The sequence below is a fragment of the uncultured Mobiluncus sp. genome (assembly GCF_963511525.1).
Taxonomy (GTDB): Bacteria; Actinomycetota; Actinomycetes; order Actinomycetales; family Actinomycetaceae; genus Mobiluncus.
Window position 1 is genome coordinate 229,982 of record NZ_CAUPIY010000002.1, and the last position, 14,830, is coordinate 244,811.

Consider the following 14,830-nt stretch of genomic DNA (forward strand, 5'->3'; position numbering starts at 1 on the left):
TTACTTCCTCGCTTTCGGATCGAGGGCATCGCGGACCACGTCACCCATCATGATGAAGCTCAAAACGGTCATGGCCAGCGCGCCAGCCGGATAGAACAGGACTGACGGGTTTTGACGCAGAGCGGACTGGGCGCGGGAAATATCTCCGCCCCAGCTGACCGCATCAGAAGGCAGGCCGACACCCAGGAAGGACAGCGTCGCTTCTGACACAATGAATGTCCCCAGGGCCACGGTGGCGTACACAATCATCGGAGCGGCCGCGTTGGGCACTATGTGGCGCAGGATGATACGAATCTTGCTTTCGCCCAGAGCCTTGGCAGCGTTGACGAATTCTTCGTTCTTGGTTTGCATCACGGCTCCGCGGGTAATACGCGCGATTTGCGGCCACCCGAACACCGCCAACACCAAAACTACCGTAAAGATGGTGCGGTTTTCCCTGAACATCTGCATCACCACGATGGCTGCCAGCAGGAATGGCACCGCGAAAATAATGTCGGTGATGCGGGAGAGGACCGAGTCGAGCCAGCCGCCAAAGAAACCCGCCAAGGTTCCGAACGTGCCGCCAATGAGCACCACCACCACGGTGGTTAGGATTCCCACAATCACGGAGGCGCGCGCCCCGTAAACGGTACGCGCCATAATGTCGCACCCCTGCCGGTCAAACCCGAATGGGTGTCCGGCACTGGGTTGACCGTAAGAGTTCTTTAGCTCGCAAAACTTCGGATCCACGCTGGTGAACAGGCTGGGAAAAGCCGCCAGCATCACAGCGAACAAGATAATGGCAGCCGCCACCCAAAACAGGGGGCGTTTACGCAGGTACTTCCACGCTTCCCCCCACATGGAGGAAGGAGCGCGGTCGTCAGCTACAGCGTCTACCGCCCCCAGACCGGTTTCGTCGATCTCTGAAACGTAGTGGGACTGTCCGGGCAAGTTTTTCGTTTCCACAGTGTTCTCGTTTTCGTTTGCCATGTTCCCCCTCCTTTACTCGTAACGAATCCGCGGGTCCAGGAGGGCGTACATCAGGTCGACGATGAGGTTCGCCAAGATGTAGACCATCACCAGTACGGTGGTAAAGGAGACGACTGTGGCAGGTTCGCCTTTGATAATGGCTTGGTAAATATTGCCGCCCACCCCGTTGATGGCAAAAATACCCTCGGTCACGATGGCTCCACCCATCAGCGCTCCCAGGTCAGCCCCCAGGAAGGTCGCAACCGGAATCAGCGAGTTACGCAGGATGTGAACCCGGATAACTCGTCCGGGACGCAACCCCTTGGCGTAAGCGGTACGCACATGGTCCGCCGACACGGTCTCGGACACGGACTGGCGGGTCAAACGCAGCACATACGCGAAGGACACCGCCCCCAACACGATGGCAGGCATCAGCAGCCTTTCGAAGGATGCGTTTGCCCCTACGGTAGTGGGTAACCACCCGAGCTTCACCCCTATGAGGAACTGCATCACGAAACCAATGACGAAGGTCGGCACGGCAATGACGAACAGCGAAACTACCAAAACCGTGGCGTCAAAAATACCCCCGCGCTTCAGACCCGCAATCGTCCCGAACACAATCCCAAAGATTGCTTCAAACGCCAAAGCCATGAAAGCCAGCTTAATCGTCACGGGGAAAGCCGAAGCCATAACTTCGGTAACTTCGCGCCCTGAGAATGTCAGCCCAAAGTCCAGGGTAAAGATGCCTTTCAAATAGAGCAGGTATTGAATGATGAATGGCTGATCCAAGTGGTAACGCCGGCGCATGGCGGTGGCGGCAGCCTCGCTCAAACCACGATCGCCGCCCAGGGCTTGAATCGGATCGCCTGGCATCAGGAACACCAGCGCGTAAATGAGCAGCGTCGCACCCAACATCACTGGAATAATCTGCAGGAGCCTGCGGCCGAGATATCGTCCCACGGCGCCTCCTTGTCAAAATCGAAATAACCCAATGATTCTACCCCGATAAGGTAGTGAAAACGTAACTGCGGCCTGGGTGTGATATTTCCAACCCAGGCCGCAGCTGTTCTATTTTCAGGCTTTTTTGGCGGTCTTTCGACACGTCAAGTCAAGCTCAAATTATCGCCAAATTACTTGGTGATGTCGAAGTACAGCGGCTTGGAGTGCCAGTCGAACTGGACGCCGTGCACCCCTTTGGCCCAACCACCGTTGACGTTGGAGTACCACAGCGGAACCGCCGGCAGTTCCTTCAACAGGATTTCCTGAGCCTGATCGTAAATCTTGAAGGCTTCCTTTTGATCAGTTGTGTTCAAAGCCTTTTTGAGCAGATTGTCGAAATCAGGGTTGGAGTAGTCGCCGTCGTTAGACGAACCGCCGGTAATATAAAGCGGACCGAGGAAGTTGAATGGCGAGGGGTAGTCCGCCTGCCAACCGGTACGGAACGCCGTCTTAATGGTGCGGTTGGTGACTTCGTTACGAATGGACTTGAAGTCCGAGTAAGGAGCACCCTTGGCTTTAACACCCAGATTGTTCTTAATGGAGTTCATCGTCGCGTCAACCCATGCCTGGTGGCCGCCATCAGTGTTGTAAGCCAGCTCAATATCGCCGGTCCACGGCTGAATCGCGTCAGCCTGCTTCCACAGTTCCTTGGCCTTTTTTGGGTTGTACTTCAGGACCTCGTTACCCTTCAGCGAATCGTTGTGACCGGGGATAACCGGGGCGATGAAGTCGGTGGCGGGGGTACGGGTACCCTGGAAGATGGTCTTGCAAATCTGTTTACGGTTAATCGCCATCGAGATAGCCTGCAAGCGCAAGGCTCCGGCCTCGCCCTGGAAACGAGCGTCAGACTTCGGGAAGGTGAAGGACTGGAAGATAGCGGAAGGCTCGTTGACCGAGCGGTCGCCCAGATCTTTCTGGTAGGTTCCAAACGCAGAATCCGGAATGGCATCCAACACGTCCAAATTACCGGCCAGCAAGTCGTTGTAAGCCGCGTCCTGAGTGGAGTAGAACTTGAAGGTCACCCCGCCGTTCTTCGGCTTACGATAACCCTTGTAATCCGGGTTCGGAATCAGTTCAATCTGTTCATTGTGCTTCCAAGAGTCCTTTTTAACCACGTAGGGGCCGTTGCTGATGGGGTTTGCACCGTAGGCCTTAACCTTGGCTCGGTCTCCGAGGCCAGCCTCCGGCAACGGGTAGAACGCTGAGTAGCCTAAACGCAGCGGGAAGTCAGATTCCGGCTGTTTCAAGGCCACGGTAAAGGTGGTGTCATCCACTATCTTTAGGCCGGCCATATCCAAATTGCCAGCGCCGTTCGGATCCGCTTCAGTGGCGTCTTTCGCAACCTTCAGGGATTCGTCGTAGCCCTGGATGGACTCAAAGAAGCTGGCGTTGAGCATGCTTTGCTTCACAGACTGGTTCCAGGCGTCCACGAAGGACTTGGAAGTCACCGGAGTACCATCCGAGAACTTGGTATCGCCCTTGATCTTAATGGTCCAGTTCTGGTTGTCGTCAGACTTGATAGATTCCGCAACTTCCATCTGAGGGTTGCCTTTGGCGTCGTAGTATTCCAGACCAGCGAAGATGTGGTCCAGAATCAAACCGCCGCCAGTTTCATTAGTGTTAGCCGGGACCAGCGGGTTCTGGGGCTCGGAGTTATTACCGACAATTACCGCCTTGGCGCCAGTTTCGCCACCAGCGCTGCCGCCGTCCGAGCCAGAGCTGCAAGCAGTCATCGTCAATGCCAGGGCTGCCGCAGCAGCGATGGCAGTTAGTTGCTTCTTCACGAGGTTAGCCTCCAAAGATTTCCTCAGCTTGGCGCCATCAGCACCATTGCTGAATTTTCTGGTTATACCACTTTTGTGGCACGTGGCTAGTTTACAGGCAAAACCTAAATATAACTAAAAACATACCCATCTTTTACCTTTCCTAATTCCAGACGCGTGGGTTATAGGGGGAGAATAGCCGGGTAGCTGCCATTATTGGCAGCTACCCGGCTATTCTCCCCTTTTAGGCACAACCGAGCGGGTATCCCCTGATTCTTACCGGCGTTTGCACAGTGCTGTTCTGCTGATTATGTGCGGCGAGAAGCGCAGGGAGGCAACAGGTTCCCCACGCAAAACCACTGGCCGTCACGGGTCTCCACCGACCTTGTGCAAATGAAAATGATGCCCGGCACAAGCCGGACATCACCACCAGCGGAGGATGGGGGATTCGAACCCCCGAGGGCTTGCACCCAACACGCTTTCCAAGCGTGCGCCATAGGCCACTAGGCGAATCCTCCAGGTATTTGGTTATTGCGCAAAAAGCAGCGCCTACTATTCTACATATTTCCCCGCCGGGCGAAAAATTTAGCGGTCAGGATTTTGCTCTAGGCGATACTCCGCAGACAGCCCGCGTATGCTCGGATAGAATCAAGCCGTCGGGTCAATCCGGATCTGACTGCAACAGTTAGGAACAAAACATGGCGGTTTACACCCTCCCCGAACTCCCCTACGATTACGCTGCTCTCGAGCCGCACATCTCCGGCAAAATCATGCAGCTGCACCACGACAAGCACCACGCCAACTATGTGAACGGCGCGAACACGGCTTTGGAAAAGCTCGAAGAAGCCCGCGCGACCGGCAACTTTGCCACGATTAACCAGCTCGAAAAGGATCTCGCTTTCAACCTGGGCGGACACGCGAACCACTCCGCTTTTTGGAAGATGATGGGTCCAGCTAACGCCACCCCCGACCGGCCCAGCGGCGAACTGGCGGCCGCGATTGATGAATACTTCGGTTCTTTCGAAGCCTTCCAAAAGCACTTCACCGCCGCCGCGACCGGACTGCAAGGCTCCGGCTGGGCGGTATTGGCTTGGGACAGCGTGGCGGGTCGCCCCGTCATCTTCCAGCTGTTCGACCAGCAGTCGAACATTCCGATTGCCCAGATTCCGCTGCTCATGCTGGATATGTGGGAGCACGCTTTCTACTTGGATTACTTGAATGTCAAGGCTGACTACGTCAAGGCCTGGTGGAACGTGGTGAACTGGACGGAGGTCGAAGGCCGCTTCGGGGCCGCCTCCAAACATCACGGCGTACTCTAAGTCTCTAATCTCCATATTTTCGTGCGGTGGCGGCGCCAGGCGTCGTCGCCGCCGCATTTTTACACCATTAACGCCGAATTGGACCCGCCGGGCTCAATTTCGGGACAGTAGGATACTGCCCCAGCCGCGGCTGCAATCAAACGCAGACCAGCCCGCGCCGTCCACGCCCCGTTTTTCACTGTAAATGCAGCTCAATGATTCAACTCGCTGTCATATTTCCAGAACTATTGATGCTGATGCATATACAATTTTTCCCGCAGGAATGCAGATTTTTATTGGTTGGATTAGACAGGTGAGTTACCTTGTTTCGCAACGCACACACCGCGTGTTATAGCTAGCACATTAGCCTGCTTCGCCGCCGCAACCAGTTTGATAGCTGCCACAGCGCCCGCCTACGCCGGTGAGGACGCTTCTGACCCCTCCCCGACCCCGCAGGAAACGCCCATCACTGAGCGGCCAGCCAGCCCCGACCCGCTAACCGACAGTTCGCCGACCCCGCAGAGTAACGCTCCCGGTATTACGGACGCTTCTGGCCTGGATTCCCCGGCCTCACCCGACAGTTCCGTTCCCGCCGATAGGCTCGGTTTGGGTCCCACGCTCGCCGGCATGACCGCCCTGACGCGCCCCAATGTCTCCAGGTTGGCGGGGCCCAGCAGGTTCGAAACTGCCATCGCCATCGCCCGGCAGGCTTTCCCCATTCCCCCAAAGACTGTCTATCTGGCAGAAGGGTTGAAACTCGCCGATGCGATGGCGGCCGGTTCGCTGCGCGATGGTCCCGTCGTTCTCACTGACGGCCCCAACTTAAACGATGCCGTCAAAGCCTATTTAAATGAAATCCAGCCCGAGAAAGTTATCGCACTGGGAGGCACGGGGTCGATTTCGCAGGAGGTCCTGGAACAGGCCAGAGTCTCCGGGGCGACCGAGTTGGGACGGATAGCCGGGGCTGACCGCTTTGAGACTGCTAACGAAATCGCCAAATATGCCTTCCCTTACGGTTCGGACATCGTTTACGTTACGGATGGCACTGGTTCACAAGGTGTCATTGGGCCAGACCCCCTTGCCGGGGCGTCGCTGCGTAACGGCCCGATTCTGTTCGGTTCGCGCCAATATGGGCTCTCCGATGCCACCCTGGATGTCATCTCGAGTTTGGGCGCCGACGAAATCGTGCAACTCGGTGAAAACCAGTTGGGAACCTACAAACCCACCGGGTATCTAGCGGGTCCGGATCGTTTCGCGACTGCTGTGGAAGTTTCCAAACAGGTTATGAACAACCGTCCTGATGTACATATTGCCTACCTGACCAATGGTGTGGTTTTGGCCGACAGCGTGGCCGCGGGAGGCCGTCTCGACGATGGCAGCGTGCTATTTACCGAGCGGGATTGGCTGCCTTACACCGTATGCGAACATATCCGCACCAGCGCCATCAATAAAGTCATTGCGCTAGGGGGCGACGGCGCTGTTAGCCCCGACATTCTCAACGCGGCCAATGAATATGCGCAAAACCCCACTAAGCCCTGCCTGCAGACACGACCCGTCGTGCGGGGATGGGTTGCTCCGGGCTCCTACCTGCAGGCCGTGGAGCAGATTACTCCCCCGCCGGGTACCGTAGTACCTCAGTCAGGATGGAATGGCACCAAGGTGCGTGAAGTTCGCGCTCGTCTGGGGGTTGGGGTTCCACTGAATTCCAGTATGACTTTTGATGTCGGGACTCAGCGCGCTGTCATGCGTTTTCAACGTCGCATTGGGCTGCCTGCTTCGGGCGTGGTGGACTATGAAACCTGGGTGAGACTGACCACGCGTTCCTGGAATATGGATAATTTCCAGATGCAGCCACTCCCGCTCAACGCCACCCGTGAGCAGCGAATAGACGCCATGCTTTCCTTTGCCCGTAGTCAGGTCGGCACTCCCTACACGTGGGGCGGAGCCGGCTTCGGTAGCGATGGGTATGATTGTTCGGGGTTGGCTCTGCAAGCCCTGTACGTAGCCGGCATTGACCCGCAGCCGATAAATGTCATTATCCATGCGGCGCCCACCTATCGCAGCTCCAAACAACTTTACGCACACCCCGGTTTACAGAAAATTCCATTCGCCTACAGAAGTCCTGGTGACCTGGTATTTTGGCAGGGGCGCGGAGGCATCTATCACGTCGCGATATATCTGGGATCAGACCAAATTATTGATTCCAACTATGGCTACGCCAGGCAACGAGCCCTCTATGACTGGGGCAGTATCGCCCCTTACGTGGTTCGCGCTCTGGCTACCTAGTCGGAATCTCCACAGGAAAAACTTTAGGCAAGGCAGGTCGGTTCAGTGTCGTTTCGGGTCAACCGCACTAGCGGTTTCGTGATTCTAATCGTTGCCATACTGGCTTTGGCACTAGTGGCAGGAGGGTGGTTGTGGCGATCGCGTTCCGCAGGGGATGGTGAGCCGAGCCCGGCTGGTCCAACAGTGAAATCTTCGGCGGGACCCAACGCCAAGCTGCCACCGGTGAAGGCCGGCTCTCAAGGGTGCGCCGCCATGGATACGGTGTTGAGTGACCTTTTGGAGCAGACCCCGCAAGGGAAAACGTTTACGCAACGAGTGACTCAGATTCAATCTGGGCAGAACGACCCGAACGCGGAAACTGTCAATGCAACTCCCGAATGGGCGCAGTTCTTGCAGATTCTTCCCAAGCACTATGAGGAATTTTCCGCAGCTGCCGGAACTGATAAGGCCGCGAACGAGGCGCTGGACAATCTGCACCAGATTGTCCAGATAGAACCACAGTTGATATCGGGCGAAATCCCGGAGTACACGGACTTGGAGGCCGCGCAGCGTCTCCTGGAAGAGGGCACACCCCCGGCACAGAACCCGAAGTACGTTGAAAGCCGCACCCAGCTCGATAAGGCCCTGGACCAAGTGACCTGGTGTATGCCGACCTGGCCGGTTATTTTCGGCTAGTGACCCCGCCCGCGGTCGTCCCAGCGCAGTGGGCGCCCGACAAGATATCGAGCCTCCCCAAGACCGCGAGCCTAAAAACAGTTTTGGCGGAGGAATCACATTCCCCCGCCAAAACCGCGCTTCAAAACTTCACAGGCTCTTGATGATTTCCTCCACGGAGGCCTTGGCGTCACCGAAGAGCATGTCCGAGTTCTCGTTAAAGAACAGCGGGTTTTGCACCCCGGCGTAGCCGGTCGCCATCGAACGCTTGAAGATAATCACGCGCCCCGCCTCCCAGACGTGGAGCACCGGCATCCCCGCAATCGGGGAGCCCGGCTCGTAGGCGTCAGGGTTCACGGTGTCGTTCGCGCCGATGACCAGGACCACGTCCGTGTCCGGGAAGTCGTCGTTAATCTCGTCCATTTCCAGCACGATGTCGTAAGGCACCTTCGCCTCGGCCAACAGCACGTTCATGTGACCGGGCAGACGGCCTGCCACCGGGTGAATCCCGAAGCGAACCTCGACGCCCGCCTCACGGAGCTTCTTGGTCAAATCCGCGACCGCGAACTGCGCACCCGCGGTAGCCATGCCATAACCGGGAATAATAATGACAGACTTGGCGCCCTTCAAAATCTCCGCGGCTTCGGGAGCCTTGATTTCGGTGTGCTCGCCGTAGTCCTTGGCTTCCTGCTTCGGGCCCGCGCCCTCGCCGAAACCGCCGAGGATAACGGAGATAAACGAGCGACCCATGCCTTTACACATGATGTAGGACAGGAACGCACCGGAGGACCCGACCAGGGCACCGACGATAATCAACAGCGGGTTGGACAGCATAAAGCCAGCCGCCGCGGCCGCCCAGCCGGAGTACGAGTTCAGCATGGACACGACCACCGGCATATCCCCGCCGCCGATGGCAGCCACCAGGTGCAAGCCGAGCACCAGGGAAATCGCGGTCAAAACACCCAAAGCAATCCACTGCTGCTGGAGCAGGGCGGCATCGGTGCTGGCTGAATCCGTGCGCTTGGCCACAATCATCCACACAATCATGGCGATAACCGCCAAAATCATCAGGATATTGAGGAAGTTACGTGCCGGCAGCATCAACGGCTTGCCTTTAATCTTGGCCGAGAGCTTTAGGTAGGCGATGATAGAACCGGTGAAGGTCACCGCGCCGATAAAGACGCCAATCCCGACTTCGCCCAGGTGGAAGCCCATGTCGCGCACGGTTTCGGCGTTGTCGGTGGCCGAAAGTTCCATGAAGGTGTTGAACCCAACCAGCACCGCCGCAAGACCCACAAACGAGTGCAGCAGGGCGATGAGTTCGGGCATTCCCGTCATCTTAACGTTCTTGGCTTTCCACAAGCCGATAATCGCCCCCAGCAGCATACATCCCACCAGGATAGAGGCGGTTTGACCGACGTGGGTCACGGCGTTTGCCGGCGGGGTGGCCGTCAGGGCGACGAAGATAATCGACACCAGCGCGATGCTCATGCCGGCGATACCGAACTTGTTGCCGCGCAGGGCGGTCGTCTGGTTAGACAGACCCGCCAAGGCCATGATGAACAGCAGGGCAGCGATAAGGTAGGCGAAGTATTCGACGTGATCGCTCCAGTAGGCAAGGGTGGTCATGTCGGCGTGGTCAGTCGCGTTAGCGGCAAGGTTCACAAGTGTGTGCAACATGGCTTAGTCCTCCTTCTGGAACATCTTGAGCATTCGGTGGGTCACAAAGAAACCGCCGAAAATGTTGATGGAAGCAATGAGGATGGCCAGACCTGCTAGACCCGTCACAATCCACGAGGTCGATTGGGCCAGCGAGAGAATCGCGCCGACCAGGATGATGCCCGAAATCGCGTTCGTTTCACTCATCAGCGGGGTGTGCAGCGAGTGGGTCACGTTGGTAATGACGTAGAACCCGGCCACAATCGCCAGCGCCAAAATGATGTAGTAGGGCAGCATTGAGAACGGTGTCACCGCGACCAGGGCCACGCCCAGCACGGCCGCCACGAAAATCCAGAAGTTCCGCATGGCGTGGGACTTCGGCTTTTCCGGCTCCGGCGCTGCGGGCGCACCTGCGGCGGGGGCGGGTTTGGCTGGGGCCGCCGAGACAGAAATGGGCGGCGGAGGCCACAACACGTCCTTTTCGTGGGCAATCGTGATGGACCGCACGACTTCGTCCTCCAGGTTAAAGACGATGGTGCCGTCCTTTTCCGGGGTCATAAGTTTCATGAGGTTCACGATGTTTTGCCCGTAGAGCTGGGAGGCCTGGCCGGGCAGACGGTTCGCCAGATCGGTGAAGCCGATGATGGTCACGCCGTTGTCGGTTACCACCACTTCCCCAGCCTTGGTCAGTTCGCAGTTGCCGCCCGCCATGTCCACGATGACAGAACCGGGCTTCATGCCCCCCACCGCTTCTGCAGTGAGCAGCAGCGGGGCGGGACGACCCGGAATCTGGGCGGTGGTAATGACGATGTCGGAAGCGGCCGCCTGTTCCGTATAGAGTTTCAGGGCCGCTTTGGCCTGATCCTCGTTCATTTCCTTGGCGTAGCCGTCGGAGGATTCCTGGGCTGGCGCCGGAATCTCCACGAACTCGGCTCCCATGGACTCCACCTGTTCAGCCGCGGCGGCACGCACGTCGGTGGCCTGGACGATGGCACCCATCGAGTTCGCGGTACCAATCGCCGCCAAACCGGCGACACCAGCGCCGATAACGTAAACCTTGGCGGGAGGCATCTTGCCGGCGGCCGTGACCTGACCGGTAAACAAGCGCCCAAAAGCGTTAGCAGCCTCGATAACCGCGCGGTAACCAGCGATGTTTGCCATCGAGGACAGCACGTCCATCGCCTGAGCGCGGGTAATCCTGGGCACGGCATCCATCGAAATCGCGGTCACGTTGCGTTTAGCGAACACTTCGGCGATTTCGGGGTGGATGCGCACCCCGAGGCGCGAAATCAGCACGGCGCCTTCGCGCAGCTGGTCAATTTTATCTTCCGGCGGGGTGTCCAAAGTCGTGACAATGTCTGCCTGCCAAACTTCCTGCGGTCCCACCACTTCGGCACCGGCGTCGCGATAAAGCTGGTCAGGGTACGAAGCGTCGGAGCCTGCTCCGGCTTCGACGATTACCTCATAGCCCAACTTAATCAGTTTGCCTACGGTGTCAGGTGTGGCGGATACCAGTTTTTGCCCTTCAGCGGGCTCTTTCGGTATTCCTATACGCACGTATAACTCCTGAATGTCAACAGTTTCCGGCCCTCGAACGGGCCGGGGCGGGATGGTCCCCGTGACGGGTTTATCCTATCAGTAACCGAGGCTTATCCCTTTTCATGGGCAGCTTCGATTTTTTCAGTAGCTTCCAAAATCTTGGTGCTGTTTTCAGCCACGCGAATCAGCGCGACAATGCTCTCTAGCGTGACGCGCCACAGAAGTACATTGAGGAACAGCACCAGAGCTACCGGAATTCCTACCAAGAACGCAAAAACACCTGGTGTACCCATGCCGACCAACGCGCTTGCGAGGCTCCCCCAAACAAACAACGCGGTGAGACCAGCGACTAATAAGCCAACGGCATAGACGATTCCCAACAAAGGAATGGTGATGAATTTGTTGAATCTCAGATCAAAAAGGCCCTCGAAGGGATTACTGCGTTTTACCGCGGGACCGGGCTGCTGATATTGGGCATAAGGCCCAGCGTTTCCGGTTGGTGCCCCTTGGGGAGGGGAGGGCTGAGCCCCTGGCATCTGTTGGTAGGGCTGAGGTGCCGGTGTCTGTGCAGGTATTGCCCCGGTGGGTGTTCCGGTCTGAAGGGGGGTGAAGCCGGGTTGCATCGGTTGGCTAGGCTGCGCAGACTGGGCAGGTTGTGCCGGAGGCTGCACGGGAAGTACCGCTGGCTGGGCAGGTTGGCTAGATAGCGCTGGTTGCACCGCAGGCTGCGCGGGAGGAACCGCGGGCTGGGTAGGCGGCATCGCAGGCTGGGAACTAGGGTAAACCACGGGGTTTACGGGAGCGGGCAGCGAGGAATCATTTTCGGGGGGTGGAGGCAGGCTCACGGTTTTTCCTTTCAAAATCACACGATTTTACAGAAAAACCATATCACTTCGAAGCCCGCGTGCGCACGCGCGATAACCAAAGCAAAGAGGAAGATTTTTCCTTAAATTTACTTGGAATTACCGCCGCGTCCCTCACCCGTGGTGAGCGAAACTTTCCGAGAAGCGGTTGTGCAGGCGACGTAGGGGTCGTGGTGCCCACCAGTTCACCCGCCCAAATAGAGCCATCACGGAGGGCACCAGCACCATCCGGACAATCGTGGCGTCAAAGGCGACCGCCAACGCCAAAATAAACCCGACCTGCTTCAACACAATCATGTGTCCGGTCACGAACGCAAGGAACACGAACACCAGGATGGTCGCTGCGGAAGTAACAATCCGAGCTGACCGTGACAAACCTTGAATGACCGATAGACGCGCCGACCCGGTCTCGTCCCACACCTCTTTCATCCGCGACAGTAGGAACAGCTCGTAGTCCATCGACAGCCCGAAGCCGAAACACATCAGCATGACTACCACGTAAGATTCCAAGCCCGGCAGCTTTTGGGCGCCCAACAGCTCCACCCCGAAACCGTCAACAAAGACCAAGGTGGAGATCCCCAAGGTAGCCATCAGCGACAACGTGTTTATCACCAGGGCTTGTAGCGGTATCACTATCGAGCCGGTCATCAGGAACAGCAGGATGATGGTGATTATCACCAGCACGCTGAGTACCCAGGGCAGGCCTTGGGCCAACGAGGTGATGAAGTCGATTTGGTTTGCCGCCTGACCGATGACATAGCGTTGGAAATCGTGGGGTTTATCCCGGATTTCCTTCACGATTTTCTCGGCTTCGGGCGAACCGACGTCTTTCGTCTCCAAATCCACTATCGCCACGGAGTCTGACGTGTCGCTCAGCTTGGAAGCGGCAAACACTTGGGCAATTCCTTTGATATCGCTGAGGTTTGCTTCGGTCCAGGCGTCAAGTTGCTCGGGCGTGGTGTCCTCGGCGACGATTCGCACCGGAGGCAGTCCGGTGCGCGGCACCTGGACAGCTAATTCTTCGTACAAGACCCTTTGTTCGTTGTGGACTGGCAGCATATCAAACAACGAGTTGCGCAGGTTCAAGGTCGCCAGCGGCAGACACGCCGCCACCAAAACCGCGGCCGAGACGATGAAAGACAGCCAGGGTCGGCGGGTTACCGCGATAGAGATGCGATAGAAGAACGTGTTTTCCGTTTCGGGGTCAACTTCCGGTGTGCCATCCGGATCTTTGCTTTGCGCTACCTGGTGCTTCACATGCGTTGGCTCGGCGTCGCCCATGAAACGACGCAAGAGCGGAATCTTGGTCAGGATGGAGGGCTTTTCCAGACGGGCAGAGGCCATAAACATGAGGGCAGACACCAAGGTCAACGCCGCAATCATCGCCAGCAGCACGGTGGAGGACCCCGCAATACCCAGGGACTTCAACAGTTCCGGCCGGAAGAAGATCATGCCGGAGGATGCAATCGCCACGGTCAGGGCACTAAAGAACGTGGTTCGCCCTGCTGTTGCCAGGGTAATTTCCAAAGCCCGTAGATAGCGCGGGTTCAACGCTTCCAACCGCTCGCGGGTCTTGGGTTTTCTCACCCCGGAGAAATCCGGTTTCCACTCGCTTTCTGGCAGGTCACGTAAGCGCACGAGTTCCTCGTGGTAGCGCGACACGATCAGCAAACCGTAGTCGATGGATAGCCCCAGCCCCAGCACTGAAATCACGTTGACAGCGAAAGACTGCTGTTCAAACAGATAAGTCATCCCCAGCATGATGGCCAAAGCGGTGGAAATCGCCACCAACGCCCCCGACAGCGGCAGCAAAGCGGCCAAAAATCCTCCGAACACGACCGCCATAATCAGGAAGGACAGCGGAATCCCGATTGATTCGGAACGCACCAGGTCGTTCTTTAGGGTTTGGATTCCGGCCTGGTTTACCAGGTCCGCGTCCGTGACCCGCACCCGGAAATCGGACTGCACAGCATCTTTGGGCAGGGCTGTCCGCAGCGTTGGCCCGAGCCCACTCAGGGCTTTCTCTACGTTCTTAACGTCAGGCTCGAACTGTTTCGGCGGGGTCTTTTGAGCTTTCCCGTTCACCCGCAAATCCATGGTGGCCACGATGACAAACCCCTGGCCATCCTTCGCCACCAGTTCCCGCGCTTGAGGATCGAGCATGGCGTTATATTCCACGAAAGGATAAGACACCTTATCTACGTGAGGCATCCCTTTCAGTTTCGTTTCAAACTTTTTCAGCTCGGTGTACAGGGCTTTCGAGACGGGCCAGTCGGGTTCGGACAGCGCCTTGGCTTGGTCGCCCAGCGTTTTGGCCTGGTCGCCCAGCGCTTGGGCGCGGTCAGCTAGGTCTTTGGCGATGTCGCCCTTGTCTTTCGCTTGATCGCCCAAGACTTGAGCCTTGTCGCCTTTCGCTTTGGCTTGGTCACCCAGTCGGCGGGCTTGCGCCGCGAGACTCTGAGCCCGGTTTCCGCTGGCAAGAGCCTGATCCCCGGCTGCCTGCGCCTGGGCACCGATTTCTTGGGCACGAGCGGCCTCGGTCTGGGCTTCGGTTCCTGCCGCCTGGGCGTCGGCCCCAAGTTTTTGGGCAGCAGCTCCCTGTTCCTGGGCTTCGGCGCCGGCCTGTTGGGCTTGGGCGCCGAGCTGTTCAGCTTGCCCTTTCGCCGCCCCGGCTCCCGCCATATCGCCACTAGCGGCGAGCTGCTGGGCTTTTGCCCCGGCCGCCTCCGCCTGAGACTTCAACTCCTGCGCCTTCGCGCCCGCCGCCTGGGCTTTTGCCCCGGCCGCCTCCGCCTGAGACTTCAACTCCTGCGCCTTCGCG

General features: G+C 57.8%; 10 protein-coding genes and 1 tRNA gene. 3 read left to right on the top strand and 8 right to left on the bottom strand.

The genetic code is table 11. The features are described 5' to 3' along the window. From RQ935_RS02890 to RQ935_RS02905, 4 genes are all read right to left on the bottom strand, one after another. Nucleotides 1–969, bottom strand: a complete 969-nt coding sequence (locus tag RQ935_RS02890; protein WP_311497144.1) for an ABC transporter permease — start codon at nt 967–969, stop codon at nt 1–3. A 12-nt stretch (nt 970–981) separates the two neighbouring features. Further along, entirely contained in the window at nt 982–1,908 is a 927-nt protein-coding gene (locus RQ935_RS02895) for an ABC transporter permease (protein ID WP_311497145.1), read from the bottom strand. Nucleotides 1,909–2,078: 170 nt separating this feature from the next. Then, the gene (locus tag RQ935_RS02900; protein WP_311497156.1) at nt 2,079–3,680 is read right to left on the bottom strand and encodes an ABC transporter substrate-binding protein; all 1,602 of its coding nucleotides are present in this window, start codon (nt 3,678–3,680) and stop codon (nt 2,079–2,081) included. 463 nt (nt 3,681–4,143) lie between these two features. Next, nucleotides 4,144–4,228 (bottom strand) — tRNA-Ser (locus RQ935_RS02905). Between the two features lie 180 nt (nt 4,229–4,408). Between RQ935_RS02905 and RQ935_RS02910 the strand changes: the two genes are divergently transcribed. The 3 genes from RQ935_RS02910 (at nt 4,409) to RQ935_RS02920 (ending at nt 7,969) form a co-directional block, all read left to right on the top strand. After that, on the top strand, nt 4,409–5,029 hold the full coding sequence (locus tag RQ935_RS02910) for a superoxide dismutase (RefSeq protein WP_311497146.1): 621 nt from the start codon (nt 4,409–4,411) through the stop codon (nt 5,027–5,029). A gap of 369 nt (nt 5,030–5,398) precedes the next feature. Next, nucleotides 5,399–7,294, top strand: a complete 1,896-nt coding sequence (locus tag RQ935_RS02915) for a cell wall-binding repeat-containing protein (protein WP_311497147.1) — start codon at nt 5,399–5,401, stop codon at nt 7,292–7,294. 78 nt (nt 7,295–7,372) lie between these two features. Next, nucleotides 7,373–7,969: a hypothetical protein gene (locus RQ935_RS02920; protein WP_311497148.1), complete on the top strand. Its 597-nt coding sequence runs from the start codon at nt 7,373–7,375 to the stop codon at nt 7,967–7,969. 129 nt (nt 7,970–8,098) lie between these two features. Here the strand turns inward: RQ935_RS02920 and RQ935_RS02925 are convergent, their stop codons facing one another. The 4 genes from RQ935_RS02925 to RQ935_RS02940 form a co-directional block, all read right to left on the bottom strand. Beyond that, on the bottom strand, nt 8,099–9,628 hold the full coding sequence (locus RQ935_RS02925; protein ID WP_311497149.1) for an NAD(P)(+) transhydrogenase (Re/Si-specific) subunit beta: 1,530 nt from the start codon (nt 9,626–9,628) through the stop codon (nt 8,099–8,101). Nucleotides 9,629–9,631: 3 nt separating this feature from the next. Continuing rightward, nucleotides 9,632–11,164, bottom strand: a complete 1,533-nt coding sequence (locus tag RQ935_RS02930; RefSeq protein WP_311497150.1) for a Re/Si-specific NAD(P)(+) transhydrogenase subunit alpha — start codon at nt 11,162–11,164, stop codon at nt 9,632–9,634. Nucleotides 11,165–11,256: 92 nt separating this feature from the next. Beyond that, complete coding sequence (locus RQ935_RS02935; RefSeq protein ID WP_311497151.1) at nt 11,257–11,991, bottom strand: DUF4282 domain-containing protein; 735 nt, start codon at nt 11,989–11,991, stop codon at nt 11,257–11,259. A 132-nt stretch (nt 11,992–12,123) separates the two neighbouring features. Next, nucleotides 12,124–14,830: MMPL family transporter (locus RQ935_RS02940; protein WP_311497152.1), on the bottom strand; the 2,707-nt coding region annotated here is incomplete at its 5' end.